Source organism: Chloroflexus sp. MS-G (genome assembly GCF_000735195.1).
GTDB lineage: Bacteria > Chloroflexota > Chloroflexia > Chloroflexales > Chloroflexaceae > Chloroflexus.
In genome coordinates this window covers 1-15,055 of the sequence record NZ_JPIM01000005.1, presented here as the reverse complement: position 1 = coordinate 15,055, position 15,055 = coordinate 1, and the positions used below count along the sequence as shown (strand labels likewise).

Sequence of the window (15,055 nt, the reverse complement as noted above, 5' to 3'; positions counted from 1 at the left end):
TCTAGCCACACACCTGAGAGCCTATCCAAATAATCCATCATGACATCACGACGGATGAACCTCGGCGATGGATGAAATACGATTCGCGAAATTCACGAGGAGGAGCGAGGCGTTGTCTCTACCGGTGTCCACGGCGAGGGGTACAGAGCGCCGATTCAACCTATCCTGTCGCAGGAGCAGATCGGTGGAGGCCCAGCGCTTTAGAGGACAGCAGCGCTATGCTCCTACCTACATCCATCGATGGGTTGCATCCGTTACACCGTGAGACGGTTATTCGGTTATGCCCTACGACTTCGGTGCGCGATTACGGGCAGTACGGATCCAATCATGCGGCTTGATCCCAAGCAACAGTCGCACATACAGCCACAGTTTCCAGATGATGAAGAAGGGGGTGAAGAGTAACGAACGGTAGATCGGCCACGGCGCTCTGACCAGGAACAATCCGCTGAGGATGTAGATAATTTGTCCTACCAGGATGAAACTAGCCATCGCCAGGGCGGACGGATCACGCAGTATCAGTGCGATGAACAGTACCAGGATGCTGAGACCGGTTACTACCGAGAAAGGTGGAATCAGTTGCTCGATAGCGGCATCGATCAGCAAGAAGCTCCGTCGTCGCAGCCCTTCGCGGAGCAGATGTGGAACGTAGTGGCGAATCATCTCCATTCGTCCTCGTTCCCAGCGTTCGTTTTGTGTCTGTGCGGTTCTCAGGCTATCGGGCATCTCAGCCCAGACGATGGCATCAGGAGCGAACATTGCGCGCTCGCCGGCCAGAATGAGCCGCATATGATATTCAATGTCTTCCGTTAACGAGGCCGTCCAGCGATGACGCCGTAGAATATCGGCGGCGAAGACCATGCCGTTGCCCTTTAGCCCGGTCGATCCACCCAGCACCATGCGACCGAGCGGGCGCAGGTAGTGCAAGACGATGAGGGCAACTGCACGAATGCCGGCACTCCAGGCGCCTTCTGGTTGGCGCACGGCATAGTATGCCTGGATGACCCGTTCACCTCGCGCCAGTCGGGTGTCCATCACGCGCAGAAAGTTGGTAGAGACGACCGAATCGGCGTCGAGGATGACCACGGCATCGTGTGGCTCATTGCGATCCCATATCTGCTGCAATAACCATTCGAGGGCGTACCCCTTACCGCGCAGTGTTTGATCAAACCGTTCGTGTACAATGGCGCCGTGGGCTTTGGCTACTGCCGCAGTACGGTCTGTGCAATTATCTGCTACGACGTGTACGGTGTAGAGTTCACGCGGATAGTCGAGCTGATTGAGATTCGTGAGCAGATCGGGGAGCAGCCGCTCTTCGTTGTGGGCCGGGATCATGATGACGAAGCGAGTGGTAGGGTTCGCCCGCACCGGTGTTGTACGGCGGGCGAAGAAGGCGGCGCCGGTCAGGATGAGCAGATAAGCCACGATGAAGGCCAGTATGCCACCCACAAGCCAATAGCCAACGATGATGAACCACCATATCAACCCCATCATAGCTGCTCCTTGTCCTTGATCGGCTGCGGTTCGGCACCGGTCTCAGTTAACGTCTCGTACAGTATATTGCTCAGACGAACCGCGTAGTGGTCGAGGTTCATGCTCTCCTCAACCAGGCGGCGTCCAGTTTTTCCCATACGTACTGCTGTTTCCGGATCGGCGAGAAGTTGCTCGATCGCTGTTCGTAATGCTGTCGGGTCGTGCGGAGGTACGTAGAGGCCGGTCTTGCCCTCTGCGACGATGTCGGTCTGGCCGGGTGTAGCTGTGCAGATCACTGCACGTTCCATCGCCATCGCTTCAAGGATAGCGGTCACACCAGCCTGAAACTCAACCGGTTCAAGTGGCATGACCAGGAAGCGGCTATCGCTGTAGAGTTGGCGCAGGTCGTACTGGCTGAATTTCTGTACCCGGACATTCGGCGGGATCGGTTGATTCTGAGTCGAATCACGTTGTTTCGACCAGGGGCTGGCTGCTGCGATAACCACATCAGCGTCGAGGCCGACTACTGCACGGAGAAGGGTTGGATAGTCACGTCGTTCTAACCCGACTGCACAGATTTGCGGTCGTGGCGTGGGGCGTGGTGGAGCGTAACGGGGGTGGAAAAACTGGTCGTCCACCATAAACGGTGTAAACGGTACGCGCTGAATCGGTATGCCCCAACGTTCGGTGATAAACCGCTGCTGCCACGTCGAATAGACGATAAAACGGTCAATATGGCTCTGTACGCCGAAGCGGTCGAGAAAGACCATCTTTTTGGGCACCGACAGGATGTGCACGATCATCAGATGGCGGGGTCGACGATTGGGGCTGAAAAACTTGAGGAGTGCAGCCAGGGGTAATCCAACCTGTTCACCGTCGGTAAAAATAGCTTGATAACGGTGGCGGCGAGTAAAACACGCCCATGCTAGTAGGAGATTTGGTCCACCCAGTCGCTCGAAGAAGCGACCAATCGGCCCAGCGGTTTGGCGGGCCACTCGATAATCAATGATGTCGGCCCCAAAGTGGCGTGCCAGTTCCAGGTAGTCGGCCCGTGGTCGTTTACCGGTAGCAATTTGTTGTTCGAGATCGGGTGGAATAACGCCAGAAACGGTCAGCAAGACTTGATTCACGCCGCGATCCTCTCTTGCATACGCGCCAGATCAACTTCACCTTTAATCAATTCAAGCAGGCGACCGGCATTGTGGCGAGCATCATACGCTCGGCTCACATGTTTGCTTGCCTGTTCGCCAAAGTGTAAACGTTCTTCGGGGCGCATAATCAAACGCCGAAGTGCTTCTGTGAGCGCCTGTACATCACCGACCGGCGTGAGCAGCCCGGTCTCTCCGTCGCGCACAATTTCAGGAATGGCTGCAATGCGCGTGCTCACTGCCGGTAATCCGGCAGCGGCGGCTTCAGAAAGTACCATCGGCAGACAATCGCCGAAGGTGGGTAACGCAAAGATGTCGGCCTGGTGGTAGAGGGCTTTCAGAGGCGCACTGTTTGGTTGCATGCCGTGGTAGACGAAGACACCAGGTTCGGGCGGGACGTTATCTTTGGTGACCAGATGGAGTTCAACTCCGAGTGGACGTAGTGCACGAAAGGCTTCGAGGAGCAGAAAACCACCTTTTCGTTCGAGGTTGGCACCGACGAACAGAATTTTTACCGGCCCTTCATGATGGCTACGCGGTGTTGGACGCTGCCATTCGTGTACGTTGACGCCAGGGGGAATGACGGTAATCTTATCAGGCGGTACCCCGTATCCTTCGATTAAGCCCTCTTTTGCCCATTGACTCCAGGTCACGAGATGGCGGGCCAGGTTAAAGCAGCGTCGGTTTAGGTGCCATTTTAGCCGTTCTAGCCATGCCGGCCCCGATTCGTGCTGGTAATAAGGGCCAAGTTGATCATATTGTAAGGGTGTGGCATCGAGTGAGACGATACTGGGGTAACGACGTAACCAATCGGCGGCCAGTACTGCCGGTACCTGGGTATGAAAAAACAGGGCGTCGATGGTCGTTTTTCCAACCAGTTGACGTAACGAGCGTCGTGCTCGTAAACCGGCGCGCACTGTCCAGTTACTCTTGTAAATGGGAATGCGCGCTGCAAGGCCGTAGGTCTCGAAAGGAATCAGTGCCCAATGTGGTCGCACATCGGGATCGTGACTGATGTTCGCCTGAAGGTTTTTGGCATGGGTCACGTGACCGAGCGCCTGTTCAAGGACAAAACCGATGTTGTACAAAGTTGCACCATTCATAACGGAGCCTGTCAGAATTGATATTGCACTTCACCAAACGGCACGGCGCAGCGAGCTACGTTTAGTATAACGAAAAGGTATAACCTTAGCGTTAATGAAATAGGTATGGTGCTTGCAATGTTGTCATATCGTGAGTGCAGGAAGTAGCTCTGCCGGTGCGCTGTTTGTTTGCCAGAGGTTGTGCCGGTGGTTTGTTGTACGATAGGCACAAGACGGTGGGTTGAAGAATCGGATAGCGTGCATTTGCTATGATAAAGACGAAAGCCGGTTTATTCAATCAACTTCGTTTACGGTCTGATGACAGAAGGGATCGCATGCGGTGCTATCTATTCGCTATTATCCTGTTGGCTGGTGTCTTCGTGTCCTGTACTGCACCGCCAGCGCCGACGCCAACCTCGCTGCCGTCTAGTCCGACGGCGATCATTCTGGAACAAGACCTGACCGTTGCTGAGCTTGGTCTGCGGCTCCGTTTACCGGCAGGCTGGCAGAGCCGGCTGGAAGGTCAGGCGTTACGGATTGCTGCGACAACAGCAGCGCTTGATGCAACAGTTATTGATGCACCGCTGTTGCTGATCGATACCATACCGGTAGCCATATTCACCGCTCAATATGGAACCGCTCATCCAGAGACGGTATTTGAGCTGGCGAGCAGTGCTATTCAGTCGGCGGGTTATACAATCTCACCGACACAATCGGTACAGATTGGCCGTGCGCAAGGTGTGGTTGCCGATCTCAGTGGCCCGAACGGCCATGGGCGTCTCATCGTACTGGTTGATGAGACGCGGATTTTGCGCATTCTGGCTCAGGCGGCACTCACGCGCTGGATGGCCGAACAAGCGACGATTGAGCAGGTCTTGGCCTCTATTGAAATGTTGGCGCTAGCAACACCAACACCAACTCCGCTGGTTATGGCTGCGCAGCCGCAGATTGTTCGTTCAGGGCCACCCGGTTTTGTGTTACGGCTTGGTGGTCGCAGTGGTCCTCCCAACAGTCGGTTCATCGCGGCTCGTGGTCTGGCTGCGGCACCCGATGGGACCATCTACCTGGCCGAGAGTGGGCAGGGTGTTTGGGTATTTGCGCCTGATGGTACGTTACGTACTACGTTTGGCGCCGATGAGCTGCTCGATGCCTACGATGTTGCACTCGGCCCTGATGGTGATCTGTATGTGGCTGATTACGGACGAAATGCAATTGTCCGGTTTACGTCAACGGGGACGCTACTTGGGCGTTGGGGTGGTCATGGGAATGCTCCCGAACAGTTTGGTCTCTCGGCGCCGCAACGGATTGCTGTCGCTGCCGACGGCAGTGTCTATGCGCTTGATACACGTCTCGGTGACGATGGATTGGCTGTGAGCAGTATTGTACGTTTCACCGGTGAAGGACGTTTCATCGAACGAATAACGTTACCGAACGATGTGGCGCCGTCCGATCTGGTGGTTGATCCGAATGGCATGATCTATCTGGCCGAGAGCTTTGCCGGTACCATCATTAAACTTGCACCTGATGGCATTGTCCTGGCCCGGCTAGGTGATCCCGCTGATCCAACGCTCCTGGCGGGGCCGGTGATCGATCTCGATCGTGCCGGTTATCTCTACCTTGCCACGTATGCTGGTACCATCCTACGGTTATCGCCTGATGGTACGATTGTTGCTCGTGGCGGGCAACCGGCTACTGCCGGTAGCATTCCCAACCCCGGCGAGATCAGTCTGCCTAACGGTATCGTAGCTGCACCTGGAGGTGTTGTCTGGGTCAGTGACAATAGTGGTGAGTACAGTGCCATTTCGGCCTTTCGCTTGCAAACCGATGCAGCGGCGCTGGCAACGGTGGTAGCACTCGCACCGACGACAAGTCTCCCAACTGGCGAGACAACGCAGCAGTGGGCGACGACTGCTACTGCGAGTAGCTTTTACGCTCCTGATTACGATCCTGCCGGGGTTGTTGGCCCACCTGATGTTGGCGGTTGTCAGGATAGCCCGAATGCCTGGGCACCGGCCACTCCTGATAGTCGCGAGATACTCACGGTGAGCTTTGCGCAGCCGGTATTTGCCACCGGTCTGGTTATCTACCAGAATCATCAGCCCGGCTATGTGACGCTAGTCGAAGTGATTGACGAGGAGGGTACGGCTCAGACTGTTTATCGGGCTGAACCGACAGCAGCGTCAGAGTGTCCGTTTATCCAGACAATCACCTTCGACCAGACACTGACCCGTGTAACGAGCGCACGTATCACGTTGGAGCAACGTGATGGTAGTTGGAGTGAAATCGATGCGGTGGCCCTGATCGGAGTTCCGTGAAACGTTGATCACCCCTCACAATCGAGACCAATATCGAGGGCACGTACCGAATGGGTAAGCGCCCCAACTGAAATATAGTCAACACCCGTCTCGGCGATGGCTCGTACCGTTTGCAGCGTGACACCACCGCTGGCCTCAGTTTTGGCACGTCCGGCAATGGCTTGCACAGCCAGACGTAGCTGGTCGAGGGGCATATTATCGAGCAAAATCAGGTCGGCGCCGGCTTCAGCAGCCGCGATTGCCGCGTCAACACTTTCCACCTCAACCTCGATCTGTACCATTGGCCCAAGGTGCTGTCGCACCTGCTTGATCGCACTAACCAGATCAATACCCTGCGCGGCCAGGATAGCCAGATGATTATCTTTGAGCATCACGCCATCGTACAGGCCAAATCGATGGTTGTAGCCACCACCAACCCGCACTGCATATTTTTCCAGTGCGCGCAAGCCGGGTGTTGTCTTGCGCGTATCGAGAATCTTTGCCTTGGTGTTGGCTACCGCCGCTACGTATTGAGCGGTCATGGTCGCAATCCCACTTAGGCGCTGTAACAGATTGAGCGCGACCCGTTCCCCGCTAAGAATGCTGCGTGCGGAGCCGACAACAGTTGCCAGTTTGGTTCCCGCAGCGACCGTTGCACCGTCATCGACATGTAACAGTACTTTAAGCCTGGGATCGAGTTGGTGAAAGACGGCGATCACAACCGGCAAACCGGCTACCACGCCAGCTTCACGGGTGACGATATGTGCTGTACTCTGAACGGCTGCCGGAATAGCCGTTTGGGTGGTGAGGTCGCCGTGGCCAATGTCTTCGGCCAGGGCCTGGGCAACAACGGCTTCAATGATGTGAAGAGGAAGTTCCATGGGTTCATCCTTATTGCTGGTTCGTCTCAAACACCATCTATTGTATCCAAGTATGTTGATACCGTCATGCACTTATCTACCGATGATGCGAAACTGTATTATCATAGAATATATCGGCACGTAGCATTCAAGAAGCCTATGCAAAAAACTCGCGCAATGGTGCATCGCTCGCGTCGCCCAACCATCGGTGTTATCGCCGGTTGGCAATTTTACGGTACTGCCTTGACGATGAGCTACCTGAGTCCAATCTATCTCGGTATTCGTCAGGCAGCACACGACATGGGTTGTAACTTGCTATTGGCCTGCGGAATGGGGCCATCGGCACAGATTGACGACCCACCACAACCGGCCTGGTTTGCGGTTGCTGAGGGAACGAATTTTGTTCCGGTTGGGCCATGGAATACCCATGGGTTGATTGTTATCAACCCCCTCCAACGGCCAGAACGTTCGCAGATGGTGCAGGCGATCCGTGCGGCTGGCCATCCGATCATCTTTGTCGGTTCAGGGGAAGTGGGGCCAACCATTGTTGCCGATAATACTGCCGGTATTCAACAGGCTCTGCACCATCTTATCGAGCATGGTCATCGGCAGATTGCCTTTATTGCCGGTAGCCAACACGATCTGGAAGGTGACACAGGGGATCGGCTGCGCGCTTTTCAGGATGGAATGGCCCGATTTGGTATCGAAGTTGATCCACGCCTGATCGTTTTTGGGAATCATGTGTTCTCTGGTGGCTACAGTGCCATGAAACGGTTGCTTGCCACTCATGTGCCGTTTACGGCTGTTCTGGCGAGTAACGATGAATCGGCACTCGGTGCGATGGCCGCTCTCCGCGACCATGGAAAACGGATACCGGATGACGTTGTCATCATCGGTTTTGATGATCGACCTGAAGCCCTATTGGCCGAGCCAGCATTGACCTCAGTACAGATACCGTTGTTCAAGCTGGGCTATCAGGCGCTGGAACTTATGGTACGTCATATCCGCGACCGCGAACTTTTGCCGACATTGATACAGGTACCAACCCGGCTGATCATTCGTGAGTCGTGCGGGTGTAGTCAGAATGCAGTGTTGGCCGATACCCTGGAAATGATTACTCTCCAGGTTGATGCACTGGCGTATGCCAATGTGCAGGCGTCGGTTATTCTGTCAATGACTGAGCTGCTCGGTCAACGTTTGCATGGCTTTACTCGTGAGGAGCTTACGCATTTCTGCCAGCAATTGCTCGAATCATTCCTTGCAAGTGTTCAATCTGCCGATCCTGACCGGTTTCGCGCAACTCTTGCCCGGCTGCTGCAACAGGTGGCCTTAACCGGTGCTGATGCTCACGACTGGCAGTTAGCGATTTCGTTTCTACGCGATGTATACCCCCGTTTGCTCAATGCTTCCCTTCATGAGCGGGCACAGAAGCTGCTCGATGAAGCCCGTATCACCATAAGTTCGGCAATGCGTTTTCAACACTGGCATTACCGTTATGGCCAACAACAAATCAGCAACCGGGTTGGTCGTCTTACGGCGCGTTTACTGACTGCTCTGGCCGAGAGCGATATTTACGACATCCTGGCAAGGTATTTACCTGAATTACAGATACCATTGCTGTGGATCGGTTTTTTTGAAACAGAACGCGATGATCCAGTGGCGTGGTGTCGGTTGCGGGCGATTACAATGCCGCAACAGCCGGTCATCCGTATTCGGAGCCGTACTTTTCCCCCTGCACAATGGTTGGATAGCAGAGAGCCATTTCGTCTTACTCTGATCCCATTACCTAGGGTTGATGGTGAGGCCGGTTTTGTGGTGTTTGACTGTGCACAGCTTGATCTCTATGGCACTATTGTACAGCAGATCAGTGCTGCACTGAATGCGGCACAGCTCCATCGCACGGCTAACGAAGGACGCCGTCTGGCTGAAGAAGCGAATCGGCTCAAAAGCCGGTTTCTTTCAATGGTAAGCCATGAATTGCAAACACCGCTCAATCTCATCGTCGGGATGAGTGATTTGCTGTTACGTGAGAGTGCTGAAGGCGTTCAGCAATTGCCGACGCAGGTTCGTCATGATCTAAAGCGGATTCATGCCCATGCCCGCCATCTCAGTCGCTTGATCGGTGATGTCCTTGATCTAACCAGTAGTGATGCTGGTCAGTTACGTTTGGTTTATGAGGTTGTTGATGTCGGTGAGGTTATGCGCGCCGTAGCCGATATCGGTCGGCAAATGGCCGCCGATAAACATCTCGTCTGGCATGATGCCATTCCAGCCGCAGGGCCGTGGGTGTGGGGTGATCGCACACGCTTACATCAGATCGCGCTGAATCTGGTGGTCAATGCGATTAAATTCACGAGTCAGGGGAGTGTTAGTCTTTCGGTGACGACCGAAGCCGATGCCGTGACCATTTCGGTGCGTGACACCGGGCTTGGTCTTTCGGCAGCCGAGCAGGCTCATATTTTTGATGAGTTTCAGCGTTCAGAGCGCAGTATCGAGCGTGGCTACAGCGGTATCGGCTTGGGATTGGCAATCTGTAAACGACTGGTCGCGCTCCACGGTGGAACCATCGGTGTGCATTCGAGTGGTATCGAAGGTGAAGGATCAACGTTTTTCTTCCGTCTTCCAACAATTGCCCGACCTATCGGGAAACCACGTCGTCAACCGTCGTCTGTCTCAGTCCGACCACATGTGTTGTTGCTTTCCAAACGGAACGATGAACGTCTTCAACACTATCTGGAAAAACGTGGTTTTATTGTGCACTTCTTCTCCGTTGAAGAAAGTGCGGCCTGGTTAAGCGAACTTTCGGCACGAAATTACAGTGCCGTTGTTCTCAATGCTACTGAAGGTGATCAGGTATGGTGGCAAACGGTTCGCGTTCTCAAAGCCAATCCTGCTACACGTAATCTGCCGTTGCTATGTTATGGAATGAGCGAACACCACGGTGCAATCATCGAGTTGAATTATCTCACCAAGCCGATTGAATTGGCCGATTTAACGCGCGTGCTTGATCAGTACTGGCTCAATACCGATCCTGCGGCTACCACCTATACCGTGCTTGTGGTTGACGATGATCCTGATACGCTCGAACTCCATGCCCGCATCGTGCAGTCGCACGGTGCACTACATCGGGTATTGTGTGCGCGTTCTGGACGTGAAGCTCTGAACATCCTTCACCAACAAGCGGTTCATCTGGTGTTGCTGGATTTGATGATGCCGGAGATGGATGGCTTTACCTTGTTGCAGATGATGCGTGAACATTCACAGTTGCGCGAGATTCCGGTCATTGTCATTACCGGGCGCACCCTTACCGAGGAAGACATGGCGCGTCTCAGTCAAGGGGTTACCACCGTGCTCAGTAAAGGTATGTTCAGCGCGAGTGAAACCCTCGCCCATTTGCAGACCGCCCTCGAACGTCGACGTCGTCTGAGCGATCAGGCACAAATCCTGGTTCGGAAAGCAATGGCTTATATCCATAGCTATTATGCTCATCCGATTACTCGCCAGGATATTGCACACTATGTCGGGATGAGTGAAGACTATCTGACCCACTGTTTTCGGCAGGAGCTGGGTACAACGCCGGTAGAATATCTCAACCGGTATCGGGTTTTGCAGGCGCGTCGGCTTCTCGTTGAGAGTGACAAAAGCATTACCAACATTGCTCTGGAAGTGGGTTTTTCCAGCAGTAGCTATTTCAGTCGTGTGTTCCGCAAGGAGGTTGGGCTTTCACCCGAAGAGTATCGACGGCTGGGCGGCAATGGAACCGTGTAACGGTGATGATCGGTTTCACGCATGACGATCGTCCGAACCTGACCCTGCCGACGGTAGCGAGACGGATCAGCACGCACAGCAGTTGGGAGTCTACTGATGCAAACTGTCCATCAAAACTCTGTCAGAATCGTGTAACTTTTTGCCTTCTCATACGGTTTATATATTGAAAGCACAACCGTGTGAGGAGAGCCTATGAATCGTCGAATCCCACCGATCGCCCTGCTTACGCTGATCGTTGTCTGGCCGGTTTTGCTAGCCGCTACGACAACGCCTCCGGTACCTCTATCGCCGCCATCACCCCTCATTCTCGGCGTTGAACAGCTCTCCTCAACCGGATGGGCATTGCTGGTGCAGTGTCCTTATCCGCCGCAAGACCTGTATATCTGGACGAAAGATGGGGCTCTGCAACGGCCCCAACGGCTCACCGCGTTGGAGCATCCACGCTGGCGAGCGCAATTCGCGGGATCGTTACCCAGGATGGTAACGATTTATGGTTGTGGTCAGCAGGCTGCCCTCATGATGACGCCCCCAACCGAGCTGTCGTGGTTGGGCGAATTGTTCCTGGTTGGGCTAGTTGTGGCCGGATTACTGGGCGTGCGGCTCGTCAAACGTTGGCGGGCCAGCGCAATACCGACATCGGTATCAGCACCTGCACCAACCTGGTATGTGCATCTGTGCGATGAGCAGGGCGAACGAACGGTTGCTATCCCCAGCGGGATGTTCACCGTAGGCAGCGATCCCGCCTGCCACCTGCTTGTCTTCGGCGCAGACATCGCGCTGCGGCACGCCCACCTGATCGCCGGAGAGACGAATGTGCAGATCGTTGATCTTGCCAGTCACTCTGGCGTGTTCACCGGCCCGGTACGGAGAAGACTCCGTCCACATACTCCGACGCCTGTTGGCGAAGAAGATTTCTGGCTAGGCGCAACTGTGCGTCTACGGCTTACTCGCGAACGTACTCGCTAGTCGCTACTCGGTCATACTCTGACGGCTTGCTATCAGAAAGACCGGCGGTCGCACACGTAACATAAGGCCAAGATCAACCAGAATATGAATAAAAATAACCGTCCAGATGTCTTGGTAAAGATAGAGGCACAGACTCCAGCCCAACACCAATGCCATCTCGGCAAGTGGTCGTAGCTTGCGAATCCGCATTGAGCGCGGCGAGTCGTCGAGGTGAGGGGGGAGGTATGGCAGCCAGAATAATCCGTGAATCACACCACCGTATATCACAAATGCGGTAAAGCCAACCGCAAAGCCTAGTGGTCCTACCAGACTCGGCCAGAACTGAGCTGCCAGCCCGTTGCCAATCCAGTCTCCTAGGCGATAGACAGTAGCAAATGCCAATGTTTCGATGACGCCGTTACCGATGCTGAAGATGATGGTAGGCCCCATCAAAAAGGGTCGGCCATCGTGGCGTGCGACCATCACGTATAGTACCTGACTAAAAGCGAAGCTGACCAGCAAAAACACGACAAACCAGGGATTCGCGAGGGTTAGCGGTACGTTCCAGCTCCTTAGCCAATCACCCAGGAGTGGGATGCCGATCAACAATGAGATGAGCCAGTAGAACAGAATGTACTGATCCAGGCGACTCAGAGTGCATTGTTTGGTCAGTTCAAACTCCATAATGATAGTACTCCGTTTGTTTTTGATTGCCGTGTACAAGAGTTGTTTATATGCAATATCTTAGCATGCTTTGCACAGTTTGCCTAGATCAGAAACCTGCAAATTGTTGCGTAGATGTGTGCATTTTTGCCCGCATGCTGCACAGCGTTATCGCGACGCTCGCCCGAACCGGGTCAGTTTAGACAGCCGTTCGTCCTGACTATCTCTACATCCTGTGGTGCATGGGTAGGGCTTTTCAACGTTTGCAGTTTTTGGTTGTGCTCGCTGATGCGCATCTTTCCCACTCTCACGCCGCTCTCTGGCTGCGCTGGTGGCCTGGGTGCGCGAGTGGCTAGCCCGCGTCTTGCAGCGGCAGTTAATTGACTAGCCGGTATCACTATTTCTAAAACGAGGTATGCGGGTCGTGCGTGGGCCCGTGTCCTACATTGGCAGAACCCACGACCGTCTCAGGAACGCGCCAAAAGGGTGGGTTGGGCGCCGAACAGCATCGGTGCACCAACGTGCGTCTGGACGCACGCACTGCGGGCAGATTTGTAACTACTCTCTCATCCATAACTTCTCCTTACCCATCTCCTTCACCCTGGTCCTCGTCCTCTCTCAACCTGGTAGGGGAGGGGGGCCTGGGCAGCTGTGGAACCCGCCCTCTCACTCCTATTTTCTCTTTCCCAACTCCTTTAGCTGGTACTCCACGCAGCACAACCTGGTATGATATGGGATAGAGCATAGTAGTTTGATAAAGGGAGTCTATTGTGCGTCTCGTCAGTTTTATTCCGCCTAATGGTGGACCTGCCCGTGCGGGCGTCCTGCTCGGCGACACAATTATCGATCTGGCTGCTGCCGCTCCTTTGGTGAGCGAGGATGCCTCTGATGTGTCCTGGGATATGCTCACTCTGCTACGCGCTGATCACCCAGAGGTTAATCTGGCGACTGCCGCTGAGATTGTGCAGGCTGTGGTCAATCTGATGGGTAGTGACGATACAGCCACAGCCGGCGATTTCGATTGGCACGGTGGGTTAACCATCGGTGATACGGCGTTGATTTTACCCGTTACTCAGGTGCGCATTGTGGCACCGTTACCTCAAGTTATTGCCTTGCGCGAATTTGATGCGTTCGTTGATGATCGAACCGCAGCATTACGTCAGGCGGCAGGGTATTGGGTCGGTGATCGCCATCAGCCTGCATTCCGTTTTGCCGGACATACGGCCATCTACGGCCCTGATGAACGGATCGAATTGCCAACGATGGCGCCACTCGACTGCGGTATGGCGTTAGGGTGTGTGATTGGTCGTTCGGGCCGTGATATTGCGCCCGAAGAGGCTGATGCGTATATTGCCGGGTATCTGTTGGTGAATGCCTGGACGGTTCGTGATCCGCTGCTGAATGCACGTCGTCCGCGTGATTTTGCAACCTCGCTTGGGCCGTGGCTGGTAACTCCCGATGAACTCGAATACTACCGTGACGATGATGGCCGTTTGTTGTTGACGTTACGTCTGATGATCAATGGTCGTGAAGTTGGCTATTATCATACCGGCTTGATGCGTTTTACGTTCGCTGAACTGATAGCTTTTGCCAGCCAGGATACCTGGCTACAGCCAGGGGAAATTATCGTGAGCGGAGTGGCTGCTGGTGGGTGTCTACTCGATATTCACGGTGACAGTGGGCCATGGTTACGTCATGGTGATGAGGTGGTGCTGGTGTGCGCTGAACTGGGGCAATTGCGCTCGTCAATCGGGCAGTTGCCAGAGTAGTCTGGTAGGTTCTTGCTCATACTCTGATTGCTTAGGCAGCGGCGGGTGCTCAACCAGCTCTCTTTCGGCGCGAAGGAAGGTGTTTTAGGCAAACCAACGTGGCAGGAGCGCCAACAAGCCACGAACCCGTTCCCGCAATTCATCACGTGCAACCACGAAGGCTGCGTACCGTTGTTCATAACTACCGGTTACCGCTGCTGGATCGGCGATGCTCCAGTGGATATAGCGTACAGCCTCTGGCCACACTGGACACTCCTCGCGGGCGATGTCACATACCGTCACGATGAGGTCAGGTTGCTGATCGATAATGGCGTTGATTGATTTGGCGATCTGCTGATCAATCGCTATGCCGACCTCTTTCATCACTGCAACCGCCAGCGGATGAATCGGCTGCGGCGACGTACCGGCACTCATCGCCTGAACTTGACCTCCGCTTAGTACTCGTAACCACGCCTCGGCCATTTGCGAACGGGCACTGTTGGCCCGGCATAGAAATGCAACTTTAATCGACGGTAAACGAGGCGGTAATGTGTTTGGTAGCGCTAATTCGTACCCAATCTGCTCAAGCAAATCGGTAAACGCCAATAGATTGAGGCTATAGTAGATAATGCGCTTGTCTACATCACTGCGGTGCATATTGATAAATCCGGCCTGGCGCAAGATGTTCAGGTGGTATGAAACCAGGTTCTGTGCCAGCCCGATGCCTGCTACTAATTCATGAACCGGTCGATCACTGTCCCGCAGCATTGTGATCAGTTTCCATCGCGTCTCGTCGGCCAGGAGACGTAAGCCGGTGAGTGCTGATGGCGAAGATATTGTACCCATAGCGATTCGCTTTTATCTGCAAGGTGATCCTGCTGCCTAGCATACCAGCGCCGATAAAGTTTGACAACTCGTCTATATTGAGTGTTTACTGGGGTAGATGAAGATCTTGTACCAGCAAGCGGAACCGTGGATCAGAGAGGGGGCAGCGTTCTCTGCTTCGGTTCACCGATGCACCAGCGCAGGTACACTGACGATGGATGATCCCATCCTTACTACCGATGATCGCGCCCC

General features: G+C 54.4%; 10 protein-coding genes. 4 read left to right on the top strand and 6 right to left on the bottom strand.

Annotated elements, in window-relative coordinates; all coding sequences use genetic code 11:
* Nucleotides 1–285 precede the first annotated feature (285 nt).
* Genes JE47_RS0101610 through JE47_RS0101600 form a run of 3 tightly spaced genes read right to left on the bottom strand, consistent with a single transcriptional unit; the run spans nt 286 to nt 3,721 of the window.
* Nucleotides 286–1,491: a glycosyltransferase family 2 protein gene (locus JE47_RS0101610; RefSeq protein WP_031458086.1), complete on the bottom strand. Its 1,206-nt coding sequence runs from the start codon at nt 1,489–1,491 to the stop codon at nt 286–288.
* Nucleotides 1,488–2,600 carry a glycosyltransferase family 4 protein gene (locus JE47_RS0101605; RefSeq protein ID WP_031458085.1) on the bottom strand — a complete coding sequence of 371 codons (1,113 nt, stop codon included), beginning with the start codon at nt 2,598–2,600 and terminating at the stop codon, nt 1,488–1,490. The genes JE47_RS0101610 and JE47_RS0101605 overlap by 4 nt, the downstream gene beginning before the upstream one ends.
* Entirely contained in the window at nt 2,597–3,721 is a 1,125-nt protein-coding gene (locus JE47_RS0101600; RefSeq protein ID WP_031458084.1) for a glycosyltransferase family 4 protein, read from the bottom strand. The genes JE47_RS0101605 and JE47_RS0101600 overlap by 4 nt, the downstream gene beginning before the upstream one ends.
* A 314-nt stretch (nt 3,722–4,035) precedes the next feature.
* Here JE47_RS0101600 and JE47_RS0101595 point away from each other — a divergent pair, with 314 nt between their 5' ends.
* Entirely contained in the window at nt 4,036–6,015 is a 1,980-nt protein-coding gene (locus tag JE47_RS0101595) for an NHL repeat-containing protein (RefSeq protein ID WP_031458083.1), read from the top strand.
* Nucleotides 6,016–6,023: 8 nt separating this feature from the next.
* On the opposite strand, the gene nadC is transcribed toward JE47_RS0101595, so the two are convergent.
* Nucleotides 6,024–6,875 carry a carboxylating nicotinate-nucleotide diphosphorylase gene (nadC, locus tag JE47_RS0101590; protein WP_031458082.1) on the bottom strand — a complete coding sequence of 284 codons (852 nt, stop codon included), beginning with the start codon at nt 6,873–6,875 and terminating at the stop codon, nt 6,024–6,026.
* A gap of 138 nt (nt 6,876–7,013) precedes the next feature.
* Here nadC and JE47_RS0101585 point away from each other — a divergent pair, with 138 nt between their 5' ends.
* Together JE47_RS0101585 and JE47_RS20250 are read left to right on the top strand one after the other, a co-directional pair.
* Nucleotides 7,014–10,622 carry a substrate-binding domain-containing protein gene (locus tag JE47_RS0101585; RefSeq protein WP_031458081.1) on the top strand — a complete coding sequence of 1,203 codons (3,609 nt, stop codon included), beginning with the start codon at nt 7,014–7,016 and terminating at the stop codon, nt 10,620–10,622.
* Nucleotides 10,623–10,814: 192 nt separating this feature from the next.
* Nucleotides 10,815–11,588 (top strand): FHA domain-containing protein, encoded by a 774-nt coding sequence (locus JE47_RS20250; RefSeq protein WP_051871044.1) that lies wholly within the window; start codon nt 10,815–10,817, stop codon nt 11,586–11,588.
* 3 nt (nt 11,589–11,591) lie between these two features.
* Here the strand turns inward: JE47_RS20250 and JE47_RS0101575 are convergent, their stop codons facing one another.
* On the bottom strand, nt 11,592–12,251 hold the full coding sequence (locus JE47_RS0101575; RefSeq protein ID WP_031458080.1) for a hypothetical protein: 660 nt from the start codon (nt 12,249–12,251) through the stop codon (nt 11,592–11,594).
* Nucleotides 12,252–13,000: 749 nt separating this feature from the next.
* On the opposite strand from JE47_RS0101575, the gene JE47_RS0101570 reads away from it, so the two are divergent.
* Entirely contained in the window at nt 13,001–13,999 is a 999-nt protein-coding gene (locus JE47_RS0101570) for a fumarylacetoacetate hydrolase family protein (protein ID WP_031458079.1), read from the top strand.
* Nucleotides 14,000–14,083: 84 nt separating this feature from the next.
* Here JE47_RS0101570 and JE47_RS0101565 read toward each other — a convergent pair whose 3' ends face one another.
* Nucleotides 14,084–14,824: an arsenate reductase/protein-tyrosine-phosphatase family protein gene (locus JE47_RS0101565; protein WP_031458078.1), complete on the bottom strand. Its 741-nt coding sequence runs from the start codon at nt 14,822–14,824 to the stop codon at nt 14,084–14,086.
* Between the last annotated feature and the right edge of the window lie 231 nt (nt 14,825–15,055).

Coding starts and splice junctions, on each gene's coding strand:
- JE47_RS0101565 (WP_031458078.1), bottom strand. CDS start 14,824: ATGGGTACAATATCTTCGCCATCAGCACTCACCGGCTTACGTCTCCTG.
- JE47_RS0101585 (WP_031458081.1), top strand. CDS start 7,014: ATGCAAAAAACTCGCGCAATGGTGCATCGCTCGCGTCGCCCAACCATC.
- JE47_RS0101610 (WP_031458086.1), bottom strand. CDS start 1,491: ATGATGGGGTTGATATGGTGGTTCATCATCGTTGGCTATTGGCTTGTG.
- JE47_RS0101600 (WP_031458084.1), bottom strand. CDS start 3,721: ATGAATGGTGCAACTTTGTACAACATCGGTTTTGTCCTTGAACAGGCG.
- JE47_RS20250 (WP_051871044.1), top strand. CDS start 10,815: ATGAATCGTCGAATCCCACCGATCGCCCTGCTTACGCTGATCGTTGTC.
- JE47_RS0101575 (WP_031458080.1), bottom strand. CDS start 12,251: ATGGAGTTTGAACTGACCAAACAATGCACTCTGAGTCGCCTGGATCAG.
- nadC (WP_031458082.1), bottom strand. CDS start 6,875: ATGGAACTTCCTCTTCACATCATTGAAGCCGTTGTTGCCCAGGCCCTG.
- JE47_RS0101595 (WP_031458083.1), top strand. CDS start 4,036: ATGCGGTGCTATCTATTCGCTATTATCCTGTTGGCTGGTGTCTTCGTG.